General features: G+C 62.5%; 23 protein-coding genes and 1 pseudogene. 4 read left to right on the forward strand and 20 right to left on the reverse strand.

The features are described 5' to 3' along the window. From gltB to hemE, 3 genes and pseudogenes are all read left to right on the forward strand, one after another. Positions 1 to 1,080, forward strand: a pseudogene (gltB, locus tag D8U60_RS04340) (glutamate synthase large subunit); the annotation flags it as partial. 123 nt (positions 1,081 to 1,203) lie between these two features. Next, positions 1,204 to 2,622, forward strand: coding sequence for an FAD-dependent oxidoreductase (locus tag D8U60_RS04345; RefSeq protein ID WP_039757038.1), 1,419 nt, complete (start codon positions 1,204 to 1,206; stop codon positions 2,620 to 2,622). A 132-nt stretch (positions 2,623 to 2,754) separates the two neighbouring features. Next, complete coding sequence (gene hemE / locus D8U60_RS04350; RefSeq protein WP_056787355.1) at positions 2,755 to 3,822, forward strand: uroporphyrinogen decarboxylase; 1,068 nt, start codon at positions 2,755 to 2,757, stop codon at positions 3,820 to 3,822. A gap of 132 nt (positions 3,823 to 3,954) precedes the next feature. Here the strand turns inward: hemE and D8U60_RS04355 are convergent, their stop codons facing one another. Further along, entirely contained in the window at positions 3,955 to 5,229 is a 1,275-nt protein-coding gene (locus D8U60_RS04355) for an MFS transporter (protein ID WP_130899547.1), read from the reverse strand. Positions 5,230 to 5,347: 118 nt separating this feature from the next. Here D8U60_RS04355 and D8U60_RS04360 point away from each other — a divergent pair, with 118 nt between their 5' ends. Next, complete coding sequence (locus D8U60_RS04360) at positions 5,348 to 6,250, forward strand: LysR family transcriptional regulator (protein WP_024011277.1); 903 nt, start codon at positions 5,348 to 5,350, stop codon at positions 6,248 to 6,250. A gap of 103 nt (positions 6,251 to 6,353) precedes the next feature. Here the strand turns inward: D8U60_RS04360 and D8U60_RS04365 are convergent, their stop codons facing one another. The 19 genes from D8U60_RS04365 to D8U60_RS04455 form a co-directional block, all read right to left on the reverse strand. Then, complete coding sequence (locus tag D8U60_RS04365) at positions 6,354 to 6,791, reverse strand: excinuclease (RefSeq protein ID WP_130899548.1); 438 nt, start codon at positions 6,789 to 6,791, stop codon at positions 6,354 to 6,356. 134 nt (positions 6,792 to 6,925) lie between these two features. Beyond that, positions 6,926 to 7,369, reverse strand: a complete 444-nt coding sequence (locus D8U60_RS04370; protein ID WP_130899549.1) for an excinuclease — start codon at positions 7,367 to 7,369, stop codon at positions 6,926 to 6,928. A gap of 29 nt (positions 7,370 to 7,398) precedes the next feature. Further along, a complete protein-coding gene (locus D8U60_RS04375) occupies positions 7,399 to 8,625 on the reverse strand; it encodes a beta-ketoacyl-ACP synthase (protein ID WP_122611062.1) in 1,227 nt (408 codons plus the stop codon). Next, a complete protein-coding gene (gene fabG / locus D8U60_RS04380; protein ID WP_130899550.1) occupies positions 8,625 to 9,353 on the reverse strand; it encodes a 3-oxoacyl-ACP reductase FabG in 729 nt (242 codons plus the stop codon). Before fabG ends, D8U60_RS04375 begins: the two co-directional genes overlap by 1 nt. Next, positions 9,346 to 9,810 (reverse strand): hotdog family protein, encoded by a 465-nt coding sequence (locus D8U60_RS04385; RefSeq protein ID WP_073471610.1) that lies wholly within the window; start codon positions 9,808 to 9,810, stop codon positions 9,346 to 9,348. The genes fabG and D8U60_RS04385 overlap by 8 nt, the downstream gene beginning before the upstream one ends. Beyond that, positions 9,807 to 11,003, reverse strand: coding sequence for a beta-ketoacyl-[acyl-carrier-protein] synthase family protein (locus D8U60_RS04390; protein ID WP_130899551.1), 1,197 nt, complete (start codon positions 11,001 to 11,003; stop codon positions 9,807 to 9,809). The genes D8U60_RS04385 and D8U60_RS04390 overlap by 4 nt, the downstream gene beginning before the upstream one ends. Next, positions 11,000 to 11,608, reverse strand: a complete 609-nt coding sequence (locus tag D8U60_RS04395; RefSeq protein ID WP_177435437.1) for a hypothetical protein — start codon at positions 11,606 to 11,608, stop codon at positions 11,000 to 11,002. The genes D8U60_RS04390 and D8U60_RS04395 overlap by 4 nt, the downstream gene beginning before the upstream one ends. Further along, the gene (locus D8U60_RS04400) at positions 11,608 to 12,333 is read right to left on the reverse strand and encodes a class I SAM-dependent methyltransferase (RefSeq protein WP_130899552.1); all 726 of its coding nucleotides are present in this window, start codon (positions 12,331 to 12,333) and stop codon (positions 11,608 to 11,610) included. The genes D8U60_RS04395 and D8U60_RS04400 overlap by 1 nt, the downstream gene beginning before the upstream one ends. Continuing rightward, positions 12,330 to 13,577: an NAD(P)/FAD-dependent oxidoreductase gene (locus D8U60_RS04405; RefSeq protein ID WP_123444007.1), complete on the reverse strand. Its 1,248-nt coding sequence runs from the start codon at positions 13,575 to 13,577 to the stop codon at positions 12,330 to 12,332. The genes D8U60_RS04400 and D8U60_RS04405 overlap by 4 nt, the downstream gene beginning before the upstream one ends. Next, the gene (locus D8U60_RS04410) at positions 13,564 to 14,727 is read right to left on the reverse strand and encodes a sodium:proton antiporter (RefSeq protein WP_123444006.1); all 1,164 of its coding nucleotides are present in this window, start codon (positions 14,725 to 14,727) and stop codon (positions 13,564 to 13,566) included. The genes D8U60_RS04405 and D8U60_RS04410 overlap by 14 nt, the downstream gene beginning before the upstream one ends. Then, complete coding sequence (locus tag D8U60_RS04415; protein WP_130899553.1) at positions 14,724 to 17,054, reverse strand: MMPL family transporter; 2,331 nt, start codon at positions 17,052 to 17,054, stop codon at positions 14,724 to 14,726. Before D8U60_RS04415 ends, D8U60_RS04410 begins: the two co-directional genes overlap by 4 nt. Continuing rightward, positions 17,038 to 17,640 (reverse strand): outer membrane lipoprotein carrier protein LolA, encoded by a 603-nt coding sequence (locus D8U60_RS04420; protein ID WP_130899554.1) that lies wholly within the window; start codon positions 17,638 to 17,640, stop codon positions 17,038 to 17,040. Before D8U60_RS04420 ends, D8U60_RS04415 begins: the two co-directional genes overlap by 17 nt. Next, positions 17,637 to 18,062, reverse strand: coding sequence for an acyl-CoA thioesterase (locus tag D8U60_RS04425; RefSeq protein WP_056787385.1), 426 nt, complete (start codon positions 18,060 to 18,062; stop codon positions 17,637 to 17,639). The genes D8U60_RS04420 and D8U60_RS04425 overlap by 4 nt, the downstream gene beginning before the upstream one ends. Beyond that, on the reverse strand, positions 18,055 to 19,599 hold the full coding sequence (locus tag D8U60_RS04430; protein ID WP_130899555.1) for an aromatic amino acid ammonia-lyase: 1,545 nt from the start codon (positions 19,597 to 19,599) through the stop codon (positions 18,055 to 18,057). The genes D8U60_RS04425 and D8U60_RS04430 overlap by 8 nt, the downstream gene beginning before the upstream one ends. Then, the gene (locus D8U60_RS04435; protein ID WP_130899556.1) at positions 19,580 to 20,527 is read right to left on the reverse strand and encodes a glycosyl transferase; all 948 of its coding nucleotides are present in this window, start codon (positions 20,525 to 20,527) and stop codon (positions 19,580 to 19,582) included. The genes D8U60_RS04430 and D8U60_RS04435 overlap by 20 nt, the downstream gene beginning before the upstream one ends. Further along, complete coding sequence (locus tag D8U60_RS04440) at positions 20,524 to 21,258, reverse strand: glycosyltransferase family 2 protein (protein ID WP_024011292.1); 735 nt, start codon at positions 21,256 to 21,258, stop codon at positions 20,524 to 20,526. Before D8U60_RS04440 ends, D8U60_RS04435 begins: the two co-directional genes overlap by 4 nt. Continuing rightward, complete coding sequence (locus D8U60_RS04445; RefSeq protein ID WP_130899557.1) at positions 21,251 to 22,930, reverse strand: acyl-CoA synthetase family protein; 1,680 nt, start codon at positions 22,928 to 22,930, stop codon at positions 21,251 to 21,253. The genes D8U60_RS04440 and D8U60_RS04445 overlap by 8 nt, the downstream gene beginning before the upstream one ends. Beyond that, positions 22,927 to 23,472 carry a hypothetical protein gene (locus D8U60_RS04450; RefSeq protein WP_130899558.1) on the reverse strand — a complete coding sequence of 182 codons (546 nt, stop codon included), beginning with the start codon at positions 23,470 to 23,472 and terminating at the stop codon, positions 22,927 to 22,929. The genes D8U60_RS04445 and D8U60_RS04450 overlap by 4 nt, the downstream gene beginning before the upstream one ends. Continuing rightward, positions 23,469 to 23,723: an acyl carrier protein gene (locus D8U60_RS04455; RefSeq protein ID WP_016772026.1), complete on the reverse strand. Its 255-nt coding sequence runs from the start codon at positions 23,721 to 23,723 to the stop codon at positions 23,469 to 23,471. The genes D8U60_RS04450 and D8U60_RS04455 overlap by 4 nt, the downstream gene beginning before the upstream one ends. Between the last annotated feature and the right edge of the window lie 6 nt (positions 23,724 to 23,729).

Genomic DNA, 23,729 nt, shown 5'->3' on the forward strand with positions numbered 1-23,729 from the left:
CTGCGCAAGGATCACTACATCGGCACCGTCGACATGGTGGTGAATTTCTTCACCTACGTCGCCGAAGAAACCCGTGAGTGGCTGGCCAAACTGGGTGTGCGCTCCCTCGAAGAGCTGATCGGTCGCACTGATCTGCTGGAAATCCTCGAAGGCCAGACCGCCAAGCAGCATCACCTGGACCTGACGCCGCTGTTGGGCAGCGATCACATCCCGGCGGACAAACCGCAGTTCTGCGGCGTTGAGCGCAACCCGCCGTTCGACAAAGGTCTGCTCGCGGAGAAGATGGTCGAGCTGGCCTCGTCGGCGATCAACGACCTCAGCGGCGCCGAGTTTGAGCTGGATATCTGCAACTGCGACCGTTCGATCGGCGCCCGGATCTCCGGCGAAATCGCGCGCAAGCACGGCAACCAGGGCATGGCCAAGGCGCCGATCACGTTCCGTTTCAAAGGCACGGCCGGGCAGAGCTTCGGTGTGTGGAACGCCGGCGGTCTGAACATGTACCTGGAAGGCGACGCCAACGACTACGTCGGCAAAGGCATGACCGGCGGCAAGCTGGTCATCGTGCCGCCGAAGGGCAGCGTCTACAAGACTCAGGAAAGCGCCATCATCGGCAACACCTGCCTGTACGGCGCCACTGGCGGCAAGTTGTTCGCCGCCGGCACCGCAGGCGAGCGTTTCGCCGTGCGTAACTCTGGTGCCCACACCGTCGTGGAAGGCACTGGCGATCACTGCTGCGAGTACATGACCGGTGGTTTCGTCTGCGTGCTGGGCAAGACCGGTTACAACTTCGGTTCTGGCATGACCGGTGGTTTCGCCTACGTGCTCGATCAGGACAACACCTTCGTTGACCGGGTCAATCACGAACTGGTGGAGATCCAGCGGATCAGCGGCGAGGCGATGGAAGCCTATCGCAGCCACCTGCAGAACGTGCTGAACGAGTACGTCGCCGAAACCGACAGCGAGTGGGGTCGTGAACTCGCCGAGAACCTCGATGATTACGTGCGTCGTTTCTGGTTGGTCAAACCGAAGGCAGCGAGCTTGAAATCTCTGCTCTCAAGCACTCGTGCGAGTCCGCAGTAACGACGCAGCTGCAAGCGGCAAGCTACAAGCCGCAAGTTAACAGCAGTGCGCGATGTGCCTGCAGAGTGATTTTCTTGCAGCTTGAAGCTCGTAGCTTGAAGCTGCTGTTATGAGGTTTTGAAGATGGCCGAACGTCTCAGTAACGACTTTCAATTCATCGATGTCGGGCGCAAGGATCCGAAGAAGAAACTGTTGCGTCAACGCAAGAAAGAGTTCGTTGAAATCTACGAACCGTTCAAACCCCAGCAGTCGGCCGATCAGGCCCACCGCTGCCTGGGTTGCGGCAACCCGTATTGCGAATGGAAGTGCCCGGTGCACAACTTCATTCCAAACTGGCTCAAATTGGTCGCCGAGGGCAACATCCTTCAGGCCGCCGAGCTGTCGCACCAGACCAACACCCTGCCGGAAGTCTGCGGCCGGGTGTGCCCGCAGGATCGTCTGTGCGAGGGTGCCTGCACCCTCAACGACGGCTTCGGCGCGGTGACCATCGGTTCGGTCGAGAAGTACATCACCGACACCGCGTTCGCCATGGGCTGGCGCCCAGACATGTCCAAGGTCAAGCCGACCGGCAAACGCGTGGCGATCATCGGCGCGGGCCCGGCGGGTCTGGGTTGTGCCGACGTGCTGGTGCGTGGCGGCGTAACTCCGGTGGTGTTCGACAAGAACCCGGAAATCGGTGGCCTGCTGACCTTCGGCATCCCCGAGTTCAAGCTGGAAAAGACCGTGCTGAGCAATCGTCGCGAAGTCTTCACCGGCATGGGCATCGAGTTCCGCCTCAACACCGAAGTCGGCAAAGACGTGACCATGGAACAACTGCTCGCCGAATACGATGCAGTGTTCATGGGCATGGGCACCTACACCTACATGAAGGGCGGTTTTGCCGGTGAGGACCTGCCAGGCGTTTATGACGCGCTGGACTTCCTGATCGCCAACGTCAATCGCAACCTGGGCTTTGAAAAGTCGCCGGAAGATTTCGTCGACATGAAAGGCAAGAAGGTTGTGGTGCTCGGCGGCGGCGACACGGCGATGGACTGCAACCGCACGTCGATCCGTCAGGGCGCCAAATCGGTGACCTGCGCTTATCGTCGTGACGAAGCGAACATGCCCGGCTCGCGCAAAGAGGTGAAGAACGCCAAGGAAGAAGGCGTGAAATTCCTCTACAACCGCCAGCCGATTGCCATCGTCGGTGAAGACAAGGTTGAAGGCGTCAAAGTGGTCGAGACCCGTCTCGGCGAACCGGACGCCCGTGGCCGTCGCAGCCCTGAGCCGATCCCGGGTTCCGAAGAGATCATCCCGGCCGACGCCGTGGTTATCGCTTTCGGCTTCCGCCCGAGCCCGGCGCCGTGGTTCGAACAGTTCGAGATCCAGACCGACAGCCAGGGCCGCGTTGTTGCGCCCGAGCAAGGTCAGTACAAGCACCAGACCAGCAACCCGAAAATCTTCGCCGGTGGCGACATGGTGCGCGGTTCCGACCTGGTGGTGACGGCGATCTTCGAAGGGCGCAATGCGGCTGAAGGGATCCTCGATTATCTGGGCGTCTGACGACGCCAGCGGCAAGCTTCAAGTTTCAAGCGGCAAGCTACAAAGCAATCCTGCTTTTAACTTGCCGCTTGTAGCTTGCTGCTTGCCGCTGTCTTTTGAGACCATGCCCGCACTTTTTTTCCGGATGCCGACATGACTGCCCTGAAGAACGACCGTTTCCTCCGCGCCCTGCTCAAGCAACCCGTTGATGTCACCCCTGTGTGGATGATGCGCCAGGCCGGTCGCTACCTGCCGGAGTACCGCGCCAGCCGCGCCCATGCCGGCGACTTCATGAGCCTGTGCATGAATCCGCAATTCGCCTGCGAAGTCACCCTGCAACCGCTCGACCGCTATCCGCAACTGGACGCGGCGATCCTGTTTTCCGACATCCTCACCATTCCCGATGCCATGGGCCAGGGTCTGTACTTCGAGACCGGTGAAGGTCCGCGCTTCAAGAAAGTCGTCAGCACGATGGCCGATATCGAAGCCTTGCCGATCCCGGATCCGCACAAAGACCTCGGCTACGTGATGGATGCGGTCAGCACCATCCGTCGCGAGCTGAACGGACGTGTGCCGCTGATCGGTTTCTCCGGCAGCCCGTGGACCCTCGCGACTTACATGGTCGAAGGCGGCTCGTCGAAAGACTTCCGCAAGACCAAGGCGATGCTCTACGACAATCCGCAAGCCATGCACCTGCTGCTCGACAAACTGGCGCAGTCGGTGACTTCGTACCTCAACGGCCAGATCATGGCCGGTGCACAAGCGGTGCAGATCTTCGATACCTGGGGCGGCAACCTGTCGGCGGCGGCGTATCAGGAATTCTCCCTGGCCTACATGAAGAAAATCGTCAGCGGCCTTATCCGCGAGAACGACGGACGCAAAGTGCCAGTGATCCTCTTCACCAAGAACGGCGGCCTGTGGCTGGAAAGCATCGCCGAAGCCGGCGCCGACGCCCTCGGCCTTGACTGGACCTGCGACATCGGCAACGCCCGTGCCCGCGTCGGCGACAAGGTCGCGCTGCAAGGCAACATGGACCCGACCGTGCTCTACGCCAAACCGGAAGCGATCCGCACTGAAGTCGGGCGCATCCTCGCCAGCTACGGCAAGGGCAGCGGCCACGTGTTCAACCTTGGCCACGGCATTACGCCGGAAGTCGATCCGGAACATGCCGGCGCGTTCCTGCGTGCGGTGCATGAGCTGTCGGCGCAGTATCACGAGTGATCAGCGCCCAATAAAAAACGCCCGGCCAAATGCCGGGCTTATTTTAGATCGAAAGATCGCAGCCTTCGGCAGCTCCTACATCGGGATTTGCGTTTCCCTGTAGGAGCTGCCGAAGGCTGCGATCTTTTGCTTTTAAGCTTTGACACCGCCAAGCGGCGGCAACTTCGCCAGCTTCAACGCCACCAGCAGGGCAATCAGCAACAACGCGCCAATAAACAGCCCGATCCCATTCCACCCACCCAGATGCCAGAACACCCCGCCCGCCGTCCCGGCAATGCTCGAACCGGCGTAATAACTGAACAGATACAGCGACGACGCCTGACCCTTGGCGGTCAACGCGCGCCGGCCGATCCAGCTGCTCGCCACCGAGTGCGCGGCGAAGAAGCCGAAGGTGAACACCAGCATGCCGACGATCACCAGCAACAACGAGGTGAACATGGTCAGTGCCAGTCCGGCGAACATCAGTGCAATGGTCGCCCAGAGCACTTTGCGTCGCCCCAGCTTGTCCGCCAAAGAACCGATTTTCGCCGAGCTGTAGATCCCCGACAGATACACCACCGAGAGCAATCCGACAAATACCTGATCGAGGTTGTACGGCGCCGCCAGCAAGCGGTAGCCGATGTAGTTGAACAGCGTGACAAACGCGCCCATCAGCACAAACGCTTCAAGAAACAGTAGCGGCAGGCCGGCGTCGCGAAAGTGCATGGTGAAGCCGTCGAGCAGGCTGCGCGGGTGCAGCGAGCGAGCGCGGAAGTTGCGCGACTCCGGGAGGATCTTCCAGAACACCGCCGCTGCGACCAGCGCCAGACCGCCGATCACCAGCATCGCCGTGTGCCAGCTGACAAAGTCGATCAGCACGCCGGTGATCAACCGTCCGCTCATCCCGCCGATCGCGTTGCCGCCGATGTACAAACCCATTGCCAGGCCGATGTGCTGTGGATGGATTTCTTCGCTCAGATAGGTCATCGCCACCGCTGCCAGGCCGCTCAATGACAGGCCGATCAATGCGCGCATGATCAGCACGCCTTGCCAGCTCGGCATCATCGAACTGGCGATGGTGCACAACGCGGCAGCGAACAGTGCGGCGACCATCACCGGTTTACGGCCGATGCGGTCGGAAATCGGCCCGGTGATCAGCAGACCGAAGGCCAACATGCCGGTCGCCACCGAGAGGATCAGGCTGCTCTGCGCCGCGTTGATCCCGTATTCGTGGGACAGCAGCGGCATCATCGGTTGCACGCAATAGAGCAGCGCGAACGTCGCAAAGCCGCCACAGAATAGTGCCAGCACCGTGCGCATGAAGGCCGGCGTGCCTTTTTCGATGTAGATCTCCTGCAGCTCGGCGAGGGCATCGTCGTCGGCTGCGGGCGGGATTTCGTGGGCAAGGGGCGCGACAGCAGTTTTCACTTCAGACCTCGGAAAGCACAGCCGGGCAGGCAATGAAAAAATCATATAGCTGGCTAATGTTTCTATCCAATATATTGTTCGACCTGTTTGATAGCTTCAGCGACCTAATGGTAATCCTATGGAACTGCGTCATCTGCGTTACTTCATCGCCGTCGCCGAAGAACTGCATTTTGGCCGGGCCGCACAGGTGCTGGGCATCTCCCAGCCACCGCTGAGCCAGCAGATTCAGGCGCTGGAGCAACAGCTCGGCGCGCGCTTGTTCGAACGGACCAATCGTCGGGTGGAATTGAGCGAGGCGGGCAGGTTGTTTCTGCAGGAGGCGCGGCTGGTGCTGGCACAAGTCGACAAGGCAGCGGATGTCGCCCGCCGTGCGCAACTTGGCGAGCTGGGTGAGTTGAAGATTGGCTTCACCTCGTCTGCACCGTTCAACTCGACCATTCCGCAGGCGATTTTTTCCTTTCGTCAGCGCTTTCCGGCGGTGCATCTGAATCTGCGCGAAATGAGCAGCACCATGGTCGCCGATGCCTTGGTGGACGAGTCGATCGAGGTGGGCATCATGCGCCCGCTCGGATTGCCGGATTCACTGAGTGTTGTGGAGTTGATGCGCGAGCCATTGGTGGCGGTGCTCAGTTCCAAGCATCCGTTGGCCCAAGGCAGCGACGAAGGCCTGTTTCTCTCGGCGCTGGCGCTGGAACCGTTCGTGTTTTTTCCGCGCAGTTATGGCAGCGGGCTCTATGCACAACTGCTCAGTCTGGCCCGTGACGCCGGCTTCAGCCCGCACTTCGCCCAAGAGGCTGGCGAGGCGATGACCATCATCGGTCTGGTGGCGGCGGGCTTGGGTGTATCGGTGCTGCCAGCGTCCTACCAACGCATGCGCATCGACGGCGTGGTCTACCGTCCGTTGCTCGATCCCGAAGCAATTTCGGCGGTTTGGCTGGTGCAGCGCAAAGATCAGAAATCACCGATGGCCAAGGCGTTTGTCGAACTGCTGACGCGCAAGGTCGAGCCCCTGACGGTGTGAAGGCCGCTGGCGCTTTCGCGAGCAGGCTCGCTCCCACAGGGAAACGCATTCCAAGGTGGGAGCGAGCCTGCTCGCGAAGGCGTCGGCCCAAACATCACAGATTTCAGGGCAACCGCACCAAATCCCCCTTCAAAGCCACCCGGGTAACAAAAACTCCTGCCCGGCACTCGTACGTATTCAAATCCTTGCGCACATGCTGGTCGTAGTAACTGACGATATTCACAACCGCATTCGCCCCGACCCGCTTGGCATCAGCCTGCAATTTGATCAGATTCGACTGCAACACCCATTCACACGAAGCCTGGTCGCTCTTGTTGAAACCGTTGGTTTTCAAATCACTGACCACCCCTTGGCGCAGCAACTGCTGAGTGCCCTGCGGCCCGTTGCCGATCAGGTAGAACTTAACACTGCCATCCAGCCGACCGGCGCGAATGGCGTCCGACAGCACGGTTTCGAAAGGCATGTACATGAGGTTGGTGGCATTGCTGGCACTGGGCAGCAGGGCGATAAGCGCAGCGGCCATCAGGGCTTTCACTTGCATGGTCATCTCCTTTGACGGTGAAAGAGACTGCGAGGGCAGGTTATGGTGCTGCGACCTGCATCAGCGAGTGTAGATGCTGTTCAATCACCGCAAAAAAAAGGGCGCCAAACGGCGCCCTTTGTCATTTCTGGCGTTTACTGAACCTTCGCCAGATCACCCTTCAGCGCAACGCCCGCCATGATCGCGCCGGCGTGGCATTCGTAGGTTTGCGCGTCCTTGCGCTCGTTGCGCTTGTAGAAGCTGACGATGTTGGTCACGGCATTGGCGCCGGCGTTTTTCGCGGCCTGGTGCAGGCTGATGATTGCCGATTGGGCGACCCATTCGCAGGCGACTTCGTCGGACTTGTTGAAGGCGTTGGTTTTCTTGTTGGTCACGGCGTCGGGGCTGACCACGGTGACTTTGCCGGCCGGGGTGTTGCCGGCCAGATAGAATTTCACGCTGCCATCGATCTTGCCGGAGCGGGTGGCTTCGGCGACGGCTTTGTCGAATGGCAGGTAGACCGCCGTGTCGCGTGCCTGGCTGATCGCTGGCAGGGCGCAGAGCAGCAGGGTGACGGCGGCGAGTTTTTTGAAGTGCATGTAGGTCTCCTTGACCTGGATTGATTCGGTTATGCCCAGCGGCGGAAGATCAACGAGGTGTTGACGCCGCCGAAAGCGAAATTGTTGTTCATCACGTAGTCGTGATGCATCTGACGGAATTCGCCGCGCAGGTAATCGAGCTTGCCGCAGTGCGGGTCGACCTCGTCGAGGTTGAAGGTGTGCACATAGCGGTCGCTGTTGAGCATCTCGATGCTGAACCATGACTCCAGCGCACCGCAGGCACCGAGGGTGTGGCCGAGAAAACTCTTCTGCGAGCTGATCGGCATGTGCTCACCGAACAGGCTGCTGGTGGCCAGGGTTTCGGCGATGTCGCCCTGTTCAGTCGCGGTGCCGTGGCCGTTCACATAGCCGATGGCGTCCGGGGTGAGGCCGGCATCTTCCAGGGCCAGTTCCATGGCGCGGCGCATCGTGATCTGTTCCGGGCGGGTGGTGTGCTGGCCGTCGGCGTTGCTGCCGAAACCGACGATTTCCGCGTGAATGTGCGCGCCACGGGCGAGGGCGTGTTCCAGCTCCTCAAGCACGAGCATGCCGCCACCTTCACCAATCACCAGACCGTCGCGGCCCTTGTCGTACGGGCGAGGGCTGGTCTGGGGTGCATCGTTTTTCAGGCTGGTGGCGTAGAGCGCGTCGAACACCATGGCTTCGGTCGGGCACAGTTCTTCGGCGCCGCCGGCGAGCATCAACGGCAGGCGGCCGAACTTGATTGCTTCGTAGGCGTAGCCGATGCCTTGGCTGCCGCTGGTGCAGGCGCTGGAGGTGGGGATCAGGCGCCCGGTGAGGCCAAAGAAAATACTGATATTGGCGGCGGTGGTGTGCGGCATCATCCGCACATAGGAGTTGGCGTTCAGGCCCTCGGCCACCGAGTTGAGCAGCATGTTGCCGAACGCTTTGATCTCGTCAGTGCTACCGGTAGATGAACCACAGGCGACGCCCATGCGCCCGTCCTTGATTGATTCGTCACCGAGCAGGCCAGCATCGGCCAGAGCCTTTTCCGCTGCGCCGACCGCCAGTCGCGAAACCCGGCCCATGCTGCGCAACTGCTTGCGGGTCCAGTGCGACGGTACGAGAAAATCATCGATAGGCCCGGCCAGACGCGTGTTCAGCTCAGTGAAGCGATCCCACTCGTCCATGCGACGAATGCCGCTGCGATTGGCCGCGAAATTGCCGGCAATGGTCGGCCAGTCGCTGCCCAGCGAGGTGATGCCGGCCATGCCGGTGACGACGACGCGCTTCATCAGCACAGGCCTCCGTTGACCGCCAGCACCTGGCGGGTGATGTACGAGGCTTCCGCCGACATCAGGAAATTCACCGCAGCGGCCACTTCCTCAGGGGTGCCCATGCGTTGCGCGGGGATCATTTTCATCAGCTCCTCCACCGGCACGTTTTCGTCGAGCATGGCCGTGTCGATCAGGCCAGGGGCGACGCAGTTAACGGTGATTTTGCGCTTGCCCAGCTCGATCGCCAACGCCTTTGCCGCACCGATTACGCCGGCCTTCGAGGCGCTGTAATTGACCTGGCCACGGTTGCCGATCAGGCCCGATACCGAGGTGATGCAGACGATGCGCCCGGCCGCGCGACGACGGATCATCGGCATCATCACCGGGTGCAGAACGTTGTAGAAACCGTCGAGGTTGGTGCGCAGGACCACGTCCCAATCGTCATCGCTCAGCGCCGGAAACGCGCCGTCGCGGGTCAGCCCGGCGTTGAGCACCACGCCGTAATAGGCACCGTGACTTTCGACATCGGCTTCGAGAATGCTTTTACAGGTTTCACGGTCGGCGACGTCGAATTGCAGGATGCGCGCGCGGCGGCCCAGTGCTTCGATTTCGGCCTGCACCGCTTGGGCTTCGGTCATGCCGCTGCGGCAATGCAGGACGATGTCGTGCCCGGCTTGCGCCAGACGCAAGGCAATGGCGCGGCCGATGCCACGGCTGGAGCCGGTGACCAGTACGGATTCAGTCATCGTGCGACTCCTTTGTCTGTTGCAGATATTGGTTGGCTTGCGGCGGACGGAACACGTTCAGGCGGGCGCTGGCATGAATGCCGTCACCGTGGATGTGACATTCGAATACGCCCATGCCGTTGTCGTCTTCCAGTGAGCGCAGGCCGTGGATGGTCAGCTCGCTGCCGGGCGCAAAGGCTTCGACGTTGCACTCGAATTTGCGCGTGCCGAGGAGAAAGCCGAGCTCCGGCGGATTGCCTTTTTGCCGGGCGTGGCAACCGGCGAAAGCGGCGACGCTCTGCGCCATCAGCTCGACGCCGACCCACGCCGGCAGGCTGCCGTCGGGCAGGTTGAACAGGCCATCGGGCTTGACCGTCAGGCGGGTGAAAATCTGCTCGTCATCGAAGCGCTCGATGGCGTCGATCAGGATCATGTCGCCGGCATGCGGCAGCAGTTCGGCGAGCGGCCAGTGGCTCATGGTGCGTCTCCGATAATCAGGCTGACGTTGTTGCCGCCGAAGGCAAACGAGTTGCTCATCAGGTAGCGCGGTGCAATGGACGTCAGGCGTTCGCTCGCGGTCACCCACTTGAGTGGCGGCAGCGCGGGATCGGCCTGGCCGTCCCAGATGTGTGGCGGCAACGCCTGTTCAGGGTTTTCGGCACTCAGGCTCAGCCAGCAGAACGCCGCTTCCAGCGCGCCAGCCGCGCCGAGGGTGTGACCGGTCAGCGGCTTGGTTGACGAGCAGGCGACGCCTTGGGGAAACAGCGCCGCGACCGCCAGACTTTCCATCGCGTCGTTGTGCTGGGTCGCGGTGCCGTGCAGGTTCAGGTAGTTGATTTGCCCGGCTTGCAGATGCGCGCGGCCAAGGGCTTTGTGCATCGCTTGCAGAGCGCCGCGACCGCTCGGCTCCGGTGCGGAAATATGGTGCGCATCCGAGCTGGCGCCCGCACCCAGCAGGGCGATTCCCGGGCCCTTGCCGCGCTGTTTGCTCATCACGAACAGTACCGCCGCCTCGCCGATATTGATGCCGTTGCGGTTGGCGGAAAACGGATTGCAGCGTTCATCTGAAACGGCTTCCAGCGAAGAGAAACCGTTCAGCGTGAGCTTGCACAGACTGTCGACGCCGCCGCACAGTACCGCGTCGCACAGGCCCAGATCGAGCAGGCGCTGGGCGCTCATCAGCGCGCGGGCGCTGGAGGTACAGGCAGTGGAAATCACGTAGGCCGGGCCGCTCAGTTGCAGCCATTCGGCGAGAAAATTCGCCGGGGCGCCGAGTTCCTGCTGGCGATAGTCGTACTCGGGAGGAAATTGCTGTTCGCGGATGTAATGCGCCAGACCCCGGCTGGCCTCGTCGATGCCCGAGGTGCTGGTGCCTAGCACCACGCCTATGCGCTCGCGGCCGAAGGTCTGGATCGCACGATCGATGTCGTCTCGAATCTGCAGCGCGGCTTCCAGCAGCAGCTGATTGTTGCGACTGCTGTGCTCGATCAGTTCGGCCGGGATCGGCGCTAATTCACCGTGTACGCCGGCCACAGGCAGCTCACGTTCGGCGACCCAGCCGGACTCGCGGCGCATGCCCGAACAGTCGCCGGCAAACAGATTGCGCGCGACTTCAGACTTGTCTCGGCCCAAAGCGCAGATCACGCCGAGGGCATTCAGGTAAGCGGTCATGGCGTCGATTCACCTAACTGGGAAACGCGATAGTGCGGGCCTTGGGGCAGATTCAATTGGAAGCTCAACGGTTGTGAATAGCGGATGTTCCAGCGCGCCGGCAGTGAACGCTGATCGGCCTGTTGGCGGGCGTCGGGATAATTGCCCAGCAGTTCGGCGGAAGGCGTCAAAGCGAACAGCAATGCGGCGAACAGCTCCCGAGCTTCCGGGTTCGGCGGCAACAGACCGTCGGCCTGCCAGTGCCCGTCGATCAGTTGCTGGCGGGCCTGGGGAATGCCCAGCGGATCCATCATCGACCAGCGCGTGCCGGCGCCTTCGCGCTGGATCACCAGCAGCCAGTCCTGACGCTGCCCGGCCTGCTCGCGCTCGATGTGCAGTTGCAGCGGCAGTGGCAATGTCGGGTTGGCCGCTGGCAGCGGTGGCTGGCCGGCGCAGGCGCTGAGCAAGGCAAATAGCAGCAATACTAGCCACACCACAAACCTTGTGGGAGCTGGCTTGCCAGCGATGGCGTCGGCACATCCAGCATTTTTTTTGACTGACACACCGCCATCGCTGGCAAGCCAGCTCCCACAGGGACCAATGTATTCATGCCGAAAGTGGCGCATCAGATAGCCCCTGCAAGCGGCTTGCGCGCGACGACATTCACCAGCGTCTCTTCACGCTCACCGAATGGCTTGGGTTTGCTCAACCCCAACCGCTCCAGCAAACCAAAATCCTTCGACCGGCTCCACCACAGATACGGGTAGGACACATTGCGCTCGGCAAACTCGAAGCCCTGCTTGCGGATCATCTGCAGATAGCCAGCGGCGCTCTTCTGTACGTGCATCGGATGGCGGAACAGCCAGCGAATCACCCAGGTATCAATGTAAGCCTCGGTGGACTCGGCGAACAGCAGATAGCCGCCCGGCTTGAGCACGCGATAGAACTCGGCCAAGGCCTTTTCCTGCTCGACCAGATGATGGAAGGTCTGGTGGCAGAACAGCAGGTCGACGCTGGCATCGGCGACGTTCAGCGTGGCGCAATCGCTGCCGATCAACTCGACTGGCATGCCCAGGCGCGTGGCCTCTTCGGCGCTGAGTTGCAAACTGTGCGGGTCGGCGTCGACGCCGATCAGGCGCTGCGGGGCGAAGGTCTGGCGCAGGTGGCCGAACGACTTGCCCTGACCGCAACCGGCGTCCAGCAGCACCGGACGTTCCGGCAGCGGCTCACTGAATAATCCACGCAGATCATTGATCGCCACGCGCAGCACGTGGTGCTGCCAGGTGTGGCTGCGCAGGAACCAGAGACCGAAGCGGGTTTCCTCGACGTAGCTGTCGCTCAGGTAATTCATGAGGCGTCCTGCGCGCAGAGTTGGGAAATCATCTTCAGCCGGCGCCGCGCTTCGCTGACAAACGGGTTGCGCTCGTCCCAGGCGTAACCGGCGAGGATCGAACAGATCATCCGGCGAATTTCCGCCTGGCTGTCCTCGTAGAAAATCACGTCCTGGAAGGTGCCGGCGTACCAGCCTTCGACGTAGCAGCGGAACGTGTCGACGCCGCGTTTCAACGGCTCGGCAAATTCGCTTTGCCAGTCCACCGTTTCACCCTGCAACTGACGGTGCAGCACGCCGGCAGCCATGCTCGCCGAACGCATGGCGATGGTCACGCCGGAGGAGAACACCGGATCGAGGAATTCTGCGGCGTTGCCCAGCAGCGCGAAGCCCGGGCCATGCAGGGTTTTCACATTGGCCGCGTAGCCGCCGAGGGTGCGCGCCGGAGTGTCCCAGACCGCGTTGTTCAGAACCCCGGCGAGGCTTGGCGTCTCGGCGATGAAGCTGCGCAGGCAGACATCGAGGTCGCTATCGCGCCCCCGGAAATGTTCCTCAGCCGCGACCACGCCCACCGAGCAGCGGCCGTTGCTGAACGGGATGGTCCAGAACCACACATCGCGATGCTCGGGATGGGTGGTGACGAGGATCTTTTCACGGTCGAACGCCGGGTTGTCGATGTGATCTTCGACATGGGTGAACACCGCCTGGCGCACCGGGAAATTCGAAGGCGCTTCGAGGTCGAGCAAGCGCGACAGCACGCGGCCGTAGCCGCTGGCGTCCAGGACGAAATCGGCTTCGACGCGGTACTCGCTGCCATCTTCGCGGCGCACGTCAAGGAGTGGTTTCGTCTGATCGAAATCGACGCTGACGATTGCATCGCCATAACGGATTTCCGCACCTTGCAATGCTGCTTGATCGGCCAGCAACTTGTCGAAATCGGCGCGCTGCACCTGGAACGTGGTCGGCTTGCCGGCGGTGAAGGTGTCGCCAAAATCGAAAGCGCTGTAGCGCTCGCCCCAGGCAAACGCCGCGCCGGTCTTGCGCTGGAAACCGGCGGCGTTGACGGCGTCGAGCATGCCGGCTTCTTCGACGAAATCCAGGCAGTGGCTGAGCAGGCTTTCGCCAATGGAGAAGCGCGGGAAGTGCTGGCGCTCAAGCACCAGCACATCGTGGCCCTTGCGCTTGAGCAGGGCAGCGGCGATAGCGCCGGACGGGCCGGCACCGATGATCACGACCTGACGGGATTCCATTTCAACGATTGGCACGTGAGCTCCGGGGCAAGGGACTGTTCAGATTCAGGGGCGCGCGATGCAGGCCGATCAGGGCCGGCAGCAGCGTCGCGATCAGGCCCATCAGCATCAGCGCGAAATACAGCGCCGGGGTGATGAGCTGTTGTTGCAATAGCAGATTGAGAAAGACGATTTCGCTCAGGCCGCGAATGTTCAGCAGCACGCTTTCGCGCCAGCGGCTGGCGCCAGCGAACGAGGCGCCCGCCCAACCGAGGCCGAGCCAGTTGCCCAGCAGTTTACTGGCAATCGGCAACAGCAGCAGCGCCGCCCACTGCCCGGCGCCAAGGCTGGCGAGGGCGCTGTGCACGTCGATCTGGACGATACCGAACGTGAGGATCAGCGGGATCGCGATCCACGTCTGCAAGCGGCTCATCCAGCGTGCCGGCAACGGCAGCACCAACGGCACTTTCAGCAGCGCCATGCACAGCAGATAGCCGATGCCGAAAATCAGCGCGTTGAGTTTGTAATGCTCGGCCATGACCAGCAGGGCGAAGAAGCCGAGGCTGTAGGTCAGCGGGCGACGCACGCGCAGCAGGTGCAAAAGCAGTGGCACGCCGGCCATGGCCACGGGCAGCAACAGGCTGCTCAAGTGCAGGCTGCCCTGGGCGAGGCCGAACAGCGTCCAGCAGGTCAGATCGATAAGGATCGCGGTTTGCACCAGACGCCGTGTGGCAGCGGGCGGGTAATCGATGTGACGCAGATACAGGTACAGCACCGGGATCGCCGTTATGGCGAAGACCAGTCCGATGGCCAGTGCATTGAGCCACGGCTGCGCTGGCAGCAACCAGTACGCAACCGCCAGCCCGCAAGCGAACGGCACAGCGAAACTCGGCACAGCGATTTTTACGCTCTGGCGATCCAGACGCAGATCGATGACATCGCTGAGGATGTGCCCGAGCAGCAAGGCGAAACTCAGGCTGTAGAGGTTTTTCAACCAGCCCGGGGCGATCAGTTGTGCGCCGCTGAGCTGCCAGCCCGGTTCGATCCAGAAGTACATCAGCAGCGGCAAACCGAAGCTCGCCAGCAGCAACTGACTGACGATCGGAATCAGGCCGAAGTGACGGCCGACACGAGTCGCCAGGGCAAACAGCGCCAAGGCCAGCAACCAGAAGCCGAAGACCATCATGCGCTTGTCTCCGCAGCCGGTTCATGGCGCCCGGCCCACGGCGCGAGCATGAAGCTGAACGCCAGGCCGAGGCTTACCGACAGGCCGAAATTGCTCACCGCCGGCGTACTGGAGACCGCCAGCAGGCCGAACGATAGCCATGTGGTGACGGCGGCGAGCAAGGTGCCGAGCAGACTTACCGCCGCGCCGCCCACCTGTTCGCGCATGAGGATTGCGTAATCGACGCTGATCGCCGTCACCAGCAACAGGCCGAACAAGCTGAACAGGGTCAGTGGCTGACCGAGCCAGCCAAGGCTGGCCAGACTGCACAGCGCCGCCAGCAGTGGCAGGGCGACGATGCGCAGTGCGCCAGTCAGGCCGAACGGGAGCATCAGCACCAGCACGATCAACACGCAGGAGGCCAGTTTCAGTTCGGCAGCGCTGATCTGCGTGGCGGCAAACACCTTGTTCAGGTCACCGAGGCGATCGACCAGCACCACCCCCGGCAAATCGAGTGCTTGCACGCGCAACAACGACGGATTGTTCAAGCCCTGCAAACTGGTCATCGCTGCGACGCCGTCTTCAGTCGGTCCAAGCCACAGTGTGCGATACGGCTCGCCGAGCGGGCCGGCCAGCGCGGCGTCGATGTCTTCGGCGGGCAGGGTCTGCAATTGCTGCAATTCGTTTTGCAACGCCGTCACTGGCACGCCGAGATCGAGCAGCGGTTGCCAGAATGACGGCAGCTTGTTCAGTGATTCGCGCACTTGCTGTTGCTGGCTCGGCGCGCTGACCAGTTGATCGAGGGCCAGATAGCCTTGCAGTTTGTCGAGGTTGACCAGTTGCTGCAGGCGCTCGCTCAGCGCTGCCTGGCGCTCAAGCAATTGCTCCTGATTGGCCGCGCGGATCAGGAAGAACTGGCTGGTCGGTTGATACCCTGTGATGCGCGCGATGGTCTGCGCTTCGTCGGTCAGATGCTGCGGCGCGCCGACCCATTGGCGGATGTCGTTTTTGCTCTGCAACTGCATCAGGCCGCCGACGCAGAAGGCGATCAGCAGGGCCAGCAGCGCGGGCGTGCGAATGCAACCGAGCAGCGCCTCACGCAGATGAATCAGGCGTTCGGCCAGGCGCAGCGGCCATTGCGCCGGGCGCAGTTGGACATTTTTCAGCAGCGCCGGCAGCAGGCAGACCGCCGACAGATACGCACCGAGCAAGCCGGCAGCGGAGAACACGGCGATCTGCGTCAATGCCGGGAACGGCGTCCACGCCAGCGCCAGATAGCCGATGACGCTGGTGATCAGGCTCAGGGTCAGCCCCGGCAACGTCAGGCGCAGGGCCGGCCAGCTGTGCCAGGGCTTGAGGCTCCAGCTCTTGGATAGATAGTGCAGTGGGTAATCGACGGCAACGCCGATCAGACTTGAGCCGAGTACCAGCGTCATCACATGCATGTGACCGAACAGCGCCACGCAGGCCACCGCGCCGAACAGCATGCCGACCAGCACTGGAACAAATGCCAGCAGCACGCCCCAGCGGCGAAACGCCAACAGCAGCAACAGCAGAATGCCGACCGTCGCGCCACCGCCGACCCAGGTCATCTCGCGAGTAGCCTGTTGCTGGCCGTTGGCGGCATAGAGCAGGCCACTGGCGGCGAGCAACTGCACGCCGCTTTGCGCCGCTTGCTCGCGGCTGTGCTGGAGCAGCTCTGCCACTTGCAGCGGCAGGTTCATGTCGAAAGCATTGCCGGTGGTGCGCGCACGCAGCATCACCCAGCTCTTGCCGTCGGCCTCGGCGACCAATGCGCCGCTGCCAATGTCCAGTTGCACCGCGCCGTGTTTCGGCTGGCTGTTCTGGATGCGCCCGGTCAGGCCCAGCCAGTCGTCCTGGCTCGGCACCAGGGTGAAGCCGTTGAACGGATCGAACAGCGCCTGCACCCGCTGCTGGATGAACGCGTCGGGGTGCTCGCTGAGTAGCTGCCGATCATCCGCCGAGAGCATCGCCAAACGCCCTTGCAGCAATTGCTTGCGCAGCGCCGGCAAGTCGGCTTGCAGATTCCATTGCACGGTTTCGAACAGACCGCTGGCCTGCCATTGTTCGCCCAGTTGCTGAGCCATGTTCAGTGCTTGCTGGCGATCGGCGTGACCGACCAGCACCAGCATTTCGCGATTGAGCGGTTCTTGCATGCGCTGTTCGGCGCGCACTTCCAGCGCGTCTGGACTGGTCCCGGGTACCAGCTCCATGAGATTGGCCGACAGCGGCGCACCGTCGCGCCACTGCCAGGCAGCCAGCGCGACGACGGCCAGCAGCAGGCTCAGAAACAGCCAGGGCAGCCTGCGTTCACTCGGCAAAGTCATGTTGCTCCGCTTCGCTCAGGGGTTGCTCGGCCGTGCTGTCCTGCATGCGCAGCAGGGTGCTGTCGCCCTGGGTTTCCAGCAGCTCGATGGTTTGCACAAGGGCGCCGCCATCGATATTGATCTGCTTGAACACTTGCTTGAGCAGCATCGAACGCGGCGTCAGGGTCAGTTGCCACTGCTGCGCCGTGCCGCTCAGGGCCAGTTCGAAATCCCGCTGCAAACCGCTGCTGTCACCTTGCAGCACGGCGAGGAACAAACGGTTCTGCTCGGCGCCGGCGCTCTTGTTCGGCAGCAGTTGCCAGCCGTTGCTGTCACGGCGGGCGATGCCATTGGCGGTGATGCGGTAATCCTGTTGCAGCGGAGTTTTCAACAGCCACAGCAAGCCATGATTTTTCGCGAGGACGAAGCTGCCCTTGCTGATCAGCGGCTGCGGCAGGGCGCGCAGGTGTTTTTCCTGAATGAACTGGCCGTGGATAACATCCGGTTTCGCCAGTTGCTCACTCAGTTGTTGCAGGTCGAAGGCATTGGCCCATGACGACACGGCCAGCAGCGTCAGTGCGCCAAGGCTTCTGAAAAACACATTCATCGCAGCATCCTTTCCACGGCATCGGTGAAGACTTTGGGTGAAGCCAGTTGCATCTCGCGGCTGCTGACTTCGACAGCGACCTGCACGGAGCTGGCGCGGGTCAGGCGTTCGCCGGTCTGCAGGTCGCTGATCAGATAGTTGATCTTCAGACGGTTTTCCCACTCGATCAGGCTGGCGCGCACGTTCAGCCGCTGGCCGAACACCGCGCTGCGCACGTAGCGCAGTTGCAGGTCGATGATCGGCCAGGCGTAACCCGACTCGACCATGTGCGTGTAGTTGTGGCCAATCTTGTCCAGGAGCGCGCAGCGCGCGACTTCGAGGTATTTGACGTAATGGCCGTGCCAGACCACGTGCATGGTGTCGACGTCGAAAAACGGCACCAGAATCTCGGTATCGGCATGAAGCACTCCGGCACTACGCATGCAGCCTCCAGTGTTGCGCGGCGATGCGTTGCAGGCACAGGCGCAGTTCGCCTTCCAGCGCGCGGTCTTCGATGACCGGCGGGAAGTCTTTGCCGAGTTCTTCGTGCATCGCCGCCAGTGCCGGCGGCAGCGGACGCGCATCGGCGGCTTGAGCGCGCAGCCACACGCCCTGATTGGCGGCGAGCAGCGTGGCGGCGGCGACCTGTTCGGTCAGCTCCAGCACGCGAATCGCATCACGGGCGGCGATGGTGCCCATGCTCACCTTGTCCTGGTTGTGGCATTCGGTGGAGCGCGAGAACACGCTGGCCGGCATGGTGTTTTTCAGCGCTTCGGCGGTCCAGGCGCTGGTGCCGATCTGCACGGCTTTGAAGCCATGGTTGATCATGGCCCGCTCGGCCGGGGCGCCGGAGAGGTTGCTCGGCAAACCGTGGTTGTAGCGCTCGTCGACCAGCAACGCCAATTGCCGATCGAGCAGATCGGCGACGTTGGCCACGAGGTTTTTCAGGCTGTCCATGGCGAACGCAATGTGCCCGCCGTAGAAGTGCCCGCCATGCAGAACACGCTCGGCTTCGGCATCGATGATCGGGTTGTCGTTGGCGCTGTTCAGCTCGGTTTCGATGAAGCCGCGCAGCCAGTTCAGGCTGTCGGCCAGCACGCCGAGCACATGCGGCGCGCAACGCAGCGAGTAACGATCCTGCAGACGATGCAATGGCGCGGTTGGCGCGTCGATCGCCAGATCCTTGCGCAGCCACGCGGCGACCTGCATCTGCCCCGGGTGCGGTTTGGCGGCGAACAGACGCTCGTCGAAGTGCTCCGGGTTGCCTTGCAGCGCGACGACGTTCAGCGCGGTGATGCGCGTGGCCAGTTGCAGCAGGTAATCGGCGCGGGCGAAAGCCAGGCAGGCGAGGCCGGTCATCACCGCCGTGCCGTTCATCAGCGCCAGCGCCTCTTTCGGACGCAGCACCAGCGGTTTCCAGCCGAGCTCGCGATGCACGTCGGCAGCCTGACGACGTTCGCCACGGAACAGCACTTCGCGCTCGCCGGACAGGGTTGCGGCGACATAGGAAAGAGGCGTCAGATCGCCGCTGGCGCCGACCGAACCCTCTTCGGGAATCAACGGCAGGATGTCGTATTCGAGAAACGCATGCAGACGCTCGAGCAGTTCGACGCGCACCCCGGAAACGCCGTGACACAACGACTGCAAACGCGCCGCCAGCACCGCGCGGGTGGCCTGCGCGTCGAGCAGTTTGCCTAGGCCGCAGCCGTGAAAAGTGTAGAGATGACGCGGCAGCGCCTCGACGTGATGCAGCGGCACCGCGACCACGCAGGAATCGCCGTAACCGGTGGTGACGCCGTAGATCACACCTTCCTTGTCCAGCAGCGAATCGAGAAACCGCGCGCCCTTGGCGATGCGCTCGCGATAGTCGGCGTCAGCCTGCAAGTGCACGGGCGCCTGACGGTTGGCCAGGGCCAGCACGTCTTCGATGCGCAAAGGGCGTTCGCCGAAGGTTACCGGCTCATGGGTTGGCGTCGTCATCGGTCTTCCAGAAAGGGTAAAAGTTGAACCATTGCTGCGGGGCTTCGAGGCAATAGTGACTCAGGCGCTGCGCGTAGCGAGTGGCCCACTGATGAATGACCTGCTCGCGCTCGCGGCGTGTCCACACCACCGCGTCGGCGAACGGTTCGAGGGTCAGGCGATAGTGGCCGTCGGGTTGCTTGAGGCATATCAGCAGATTGACCGGGCACTTGAGCAGGCCGGCCAGCAACCACGGGCCTTGCGGAAATGGCGCCGGATGGCCGAGAAAATCCACCGTCACGCTGCGCCCGCCATGCAGTGGCACGCGGTCGCCGGCAATCGCCAGCCACTCGCCGCGTTCCAGTCGTTCATGCAGTTGCAGCATGATCACCGGGTCGAGTTCGCTGACCTGGATCAGGCGCAGATTGGTCGCCCCGGCCTCGCCAAGCAAGCGGTTGAATTGCTCGGCGTGCTTGGTGTGCACCAGCACGTTCATGGTGACCTTTTCGCCGATCTCCGCCAGCGCCCGGCACACTTCGAGATTGCCCAGATGCGCGCCGACCAGCAGTTGTCCGCGACTACCGCGCAACTGCTTGCGCAGCAGCGCCGGGTCGATGATTTCGATCTGCTCGATGCTCAGCTTGCCGTTCCACACGTCGAGCTTGTCGAGCAGCGAATCGGCAAAGGTCATGAACTGGCCAAACACCCGCCAGTGGCTCGGGCGCAAGTCGTCGCGCCGGCTCCACTCGGCCAGCCGCTGCTGGTACTGCCAGGCACTGCGCCGGGCGACGCGGCCGAAGAGGAAAAAATACAGGACGATGCCATACAGCAACGGACTGAGCAGGCGGCGGCCGAGGACTTTGGCGGCGAACGCGGTGAATTTCATCAGCAGGAAACTGCCGCGCTCTTCGCGGTCGGCCCAGTGCTTCTTGTCGACTTCTTCGCTCATGGTTTCCACCGCCGCCAGAGGATCAGCGGCCAACGCAGCAACATGCCGAAGAACAGCCGCGTGTGCATGCTGGAAATCAGCGCGTTGTCGTGGAACAGGCGAAAGTGCGATACACCGTCCAACGGGTAATGCACGCTGGTCTGCAGCCAGCGCATCGGCTGATTGCGCCAGGCCAGACGGACGAGGATGTCCGAGTCGAAATCCATGCGCTTGCCGACCTTGGCCGAGTCAATCACCGCCAGAGTCGGCGCCAGCGGATAAACACGGAAGCCGCACATCGAATCGCGAATCTGCAACGACAGGGTGTTGATCCACACCATCACGTGGGTCAGGTAGCGCGCGTACAAACGCCCTTTCGGCACGCTCTCGTCGAACAGCGGATAGCCGCAGATCATCGCCTCGGGATGGGCGCGGGATTCGCCGACGAAGCGCGCGACGTCGTGCAAATCGTGCTGACCGTCGGCATCGACCTGCAAGGCATGGCTGTAGCCCAGACGCGAGGCTTCGCGCAGACCGGTCATCACCGCGCCGCCCTTGCCCTGATTGGCCGTCAGGCGCACCAGGAAAACCCTGTCACGCTCGGCCAGGGTGTCGAGCACCCGCGCGCAGGACGGCTCGCTGGCATCGTCCACCAGAATGCACGGCAGACCTTGTGCGAGCAGGGCATCGACCACGGTGGTGATCGCGGTTTCATGGTTGTACACCGGGATTACGGCGCAGGGGTTATGCATGGGCAGGCCCCAGGAGAATGCGTCCGCTGGAACACGTCGCCGTGTCGTTGCGATAGGTGAAGTACAACTTGCCGCGCTCGGCATCGAAACGCAGATGCAGCTGGATTTCATCACCCGGGCGCACCAGTTGCTGGAATTTCAGCACTTCCATTCCGGCAAACGCGCCGTCCAGCTTCAGCAACTGCCGACCCAGATTCAGCGCCCATTCCACCTGCACCACGCCGGGCAAAACCGGTGCCTTGGGAAAGTGTCCGCTGAAGTAGGCCAGATCCGGCGGCACGCTGAGTTGCAGGCTCCATTCGCCGTCGCTTGCGCGCTGCTCCAGCACTTCGGGGGCTTTCGGCCGTGCGGCCAGCAGCAGCGCTTCGACGTCGGCTTGCGCCAGTTTGCCCTGGCTGTTCAACGGCATTTGCCGCAGCAGGCGCCAGCGTCGGGGCAGGGCGAGGGCTTCGCAATGTTGGCTCAGATGTTTGCGCAGGGTTTCGGTCAGTTCACGGCGGCCGTGCTCGCGCAGGGCGAACAGACCCGATTCGCTGAGCACCAGCAGCGCACCAAGCGAAGCGCGGTTTTCCTGCACGACACCGAGGCGCGCCTCGGCGACCCAGTCATGGGTTGCCAAGGCATGCTCAAGCATCGGCAGCGAGATGCGTTTTTCTTCCAGTTTGACGATGCGGTCCAGACGCCCCAGCAGCTCGAAGCGACCATCGGCGGCGATGCGCGCGGCGTCAGCGCTGTGTTCGACATGGCCAGCAGGCAGGTAAGGCGAGGCGATCAGCAGGGCGCCGTCGCTGTCCTGGCTCAGTTCGACGCCAGCAAACGGCTGCCACAACGACTCGCCTTGACGCCAGGCAATGCCGCCGGTTTCCGAGCTGCCGAGGATTTCTGTCGGCCATTGTTGCAAGCGCTGGTGCAGGCTTTGCGCCGCTTCCGACGGCAACGCGCCCCCGGAGGAAAACACCCGGCGCACCGCGCTCAGGGCTTGCCAGTCGAGGTTGTCGCCCATGCGCTTGAGCAGCGCCGGGCTGGCGACCCAGGCGAAGGCCGGGTATTCGCGGCTGGCGCGCTGCAAGTCTTCGGAGAACGCCAGTTGCCGGCGCACGAACGGGCGCCCGGCGCACAATGGCCACAACACACGAAACAGCAGGCCATAGATGTGTTGCGTGGCGACACTGCCGATGATGCAGGCGTCATCGAGGTCTGCGCCCCACAACTGTTCCAGCGCTTCGACCTCGTTGGCCAATTGGCGCAGGGTCTTGTCGATGCGCTTGGGCTCGCCGCTGGAGCCGGAAGTGCACAGGCTCAGGCGGCATTGATCGAGATCCAGTTGTGCACCGGCCAGGCCGGGCTGAGTGAAGTTGTGCAACTGGGCGTCATCCGGTTGATCGGTCAGCCATAGATCGACTTCCTGCGACCAGCGCTGACGCGTCTGCGCTTGCAGATCCGCCGGCAGCAACACGCTGACGCCGGCACGCCACGCGCCGAACAGGGCGATGGCGAGGTCGGCGGCATCCTCCAGATGCACGGCCAGCCTGTTCACGCCTCGGCTTTGCAGACCCGCGGCGACGCTCAAGGCCTGCGCTCGCAGTTGCGTGTGATCGAGTGCCGGCGCCTGGCAGATCGCCCGTGCCGGCAGTGCCTTGAGCAACAGCTGCTCAAGTTTTATCCAATTCATGTACGGCCTCTTACCCGTTGTCGTATCAGCCATTCAATGGCAAACATCAGGCCGATCAATCCATAGGAGATCAGGCCGGTGTACAACATCCACCAATCCAGCGGCGCCCACAGGGTGAGGAGGGCGGCGCACAAACCGTTGCAGAAGAAAAACACGCTCCAGGCCAGCGTCACCTTGCGCGTGTAGCGAATGGCAACCTCCGGCAGTTCCGGCTCGCGCAAGCGCGCCAGACGCTCGACCATTGGCGGGCCGTATTTCAGGCTGGCGCCGAACGGCACCAGCATGAATGCGCTGATCAGCACCGGGTACCAGCGCAGCAGCTGCGTGCTGTCGAACACCGCCAGCAGCAGGCAGAACACCATCGCCACGCACGCCATCCACAGGCTGCCGGGCTTGCGTTCGCCGGTCAGGGCGCGCGCCAGCCACAGGCTGCCCAGCAGCAGTGCAAATTGCCACGGGGCGAAATGCTCCATGCCGAAATACACCGCAAAGGGGTACAGCAGACCGGCCAGCAGCAGGCCCAGGCCGATCAGTCGGCTCATGCGGCCGGTTGAACCAGACGGAACACCGCCTCGACCACGTCTCCGACGGTGCGCACCGATTTGAATTCTTCGGCGGCGATTTTCTTGCCGGTCTGGCGTTTGATGTGATCGATCAGGTCTACGGCATCGATGCTGTCGATTTCCAGATCCTGATACAGATTGGCGTCCATGCTCACGCGGGCCGGATCCAGCTCGAACAGCTCGACCAGGGCATCGCGCAGGGTGTTGAAAATATCGTCACGAGTTTGCATGGTCCG

This window comes from Pseudomonas sp. Sample_11 (assembly GCF_004307505.1).
Lineage (GTDB): Bacteria > Pseudomonadota > Gammaproteobacteria > Pseudomonadales > Pseudomonadaceae > Aquipseudomonas > Aquipseudomonas atacamensis.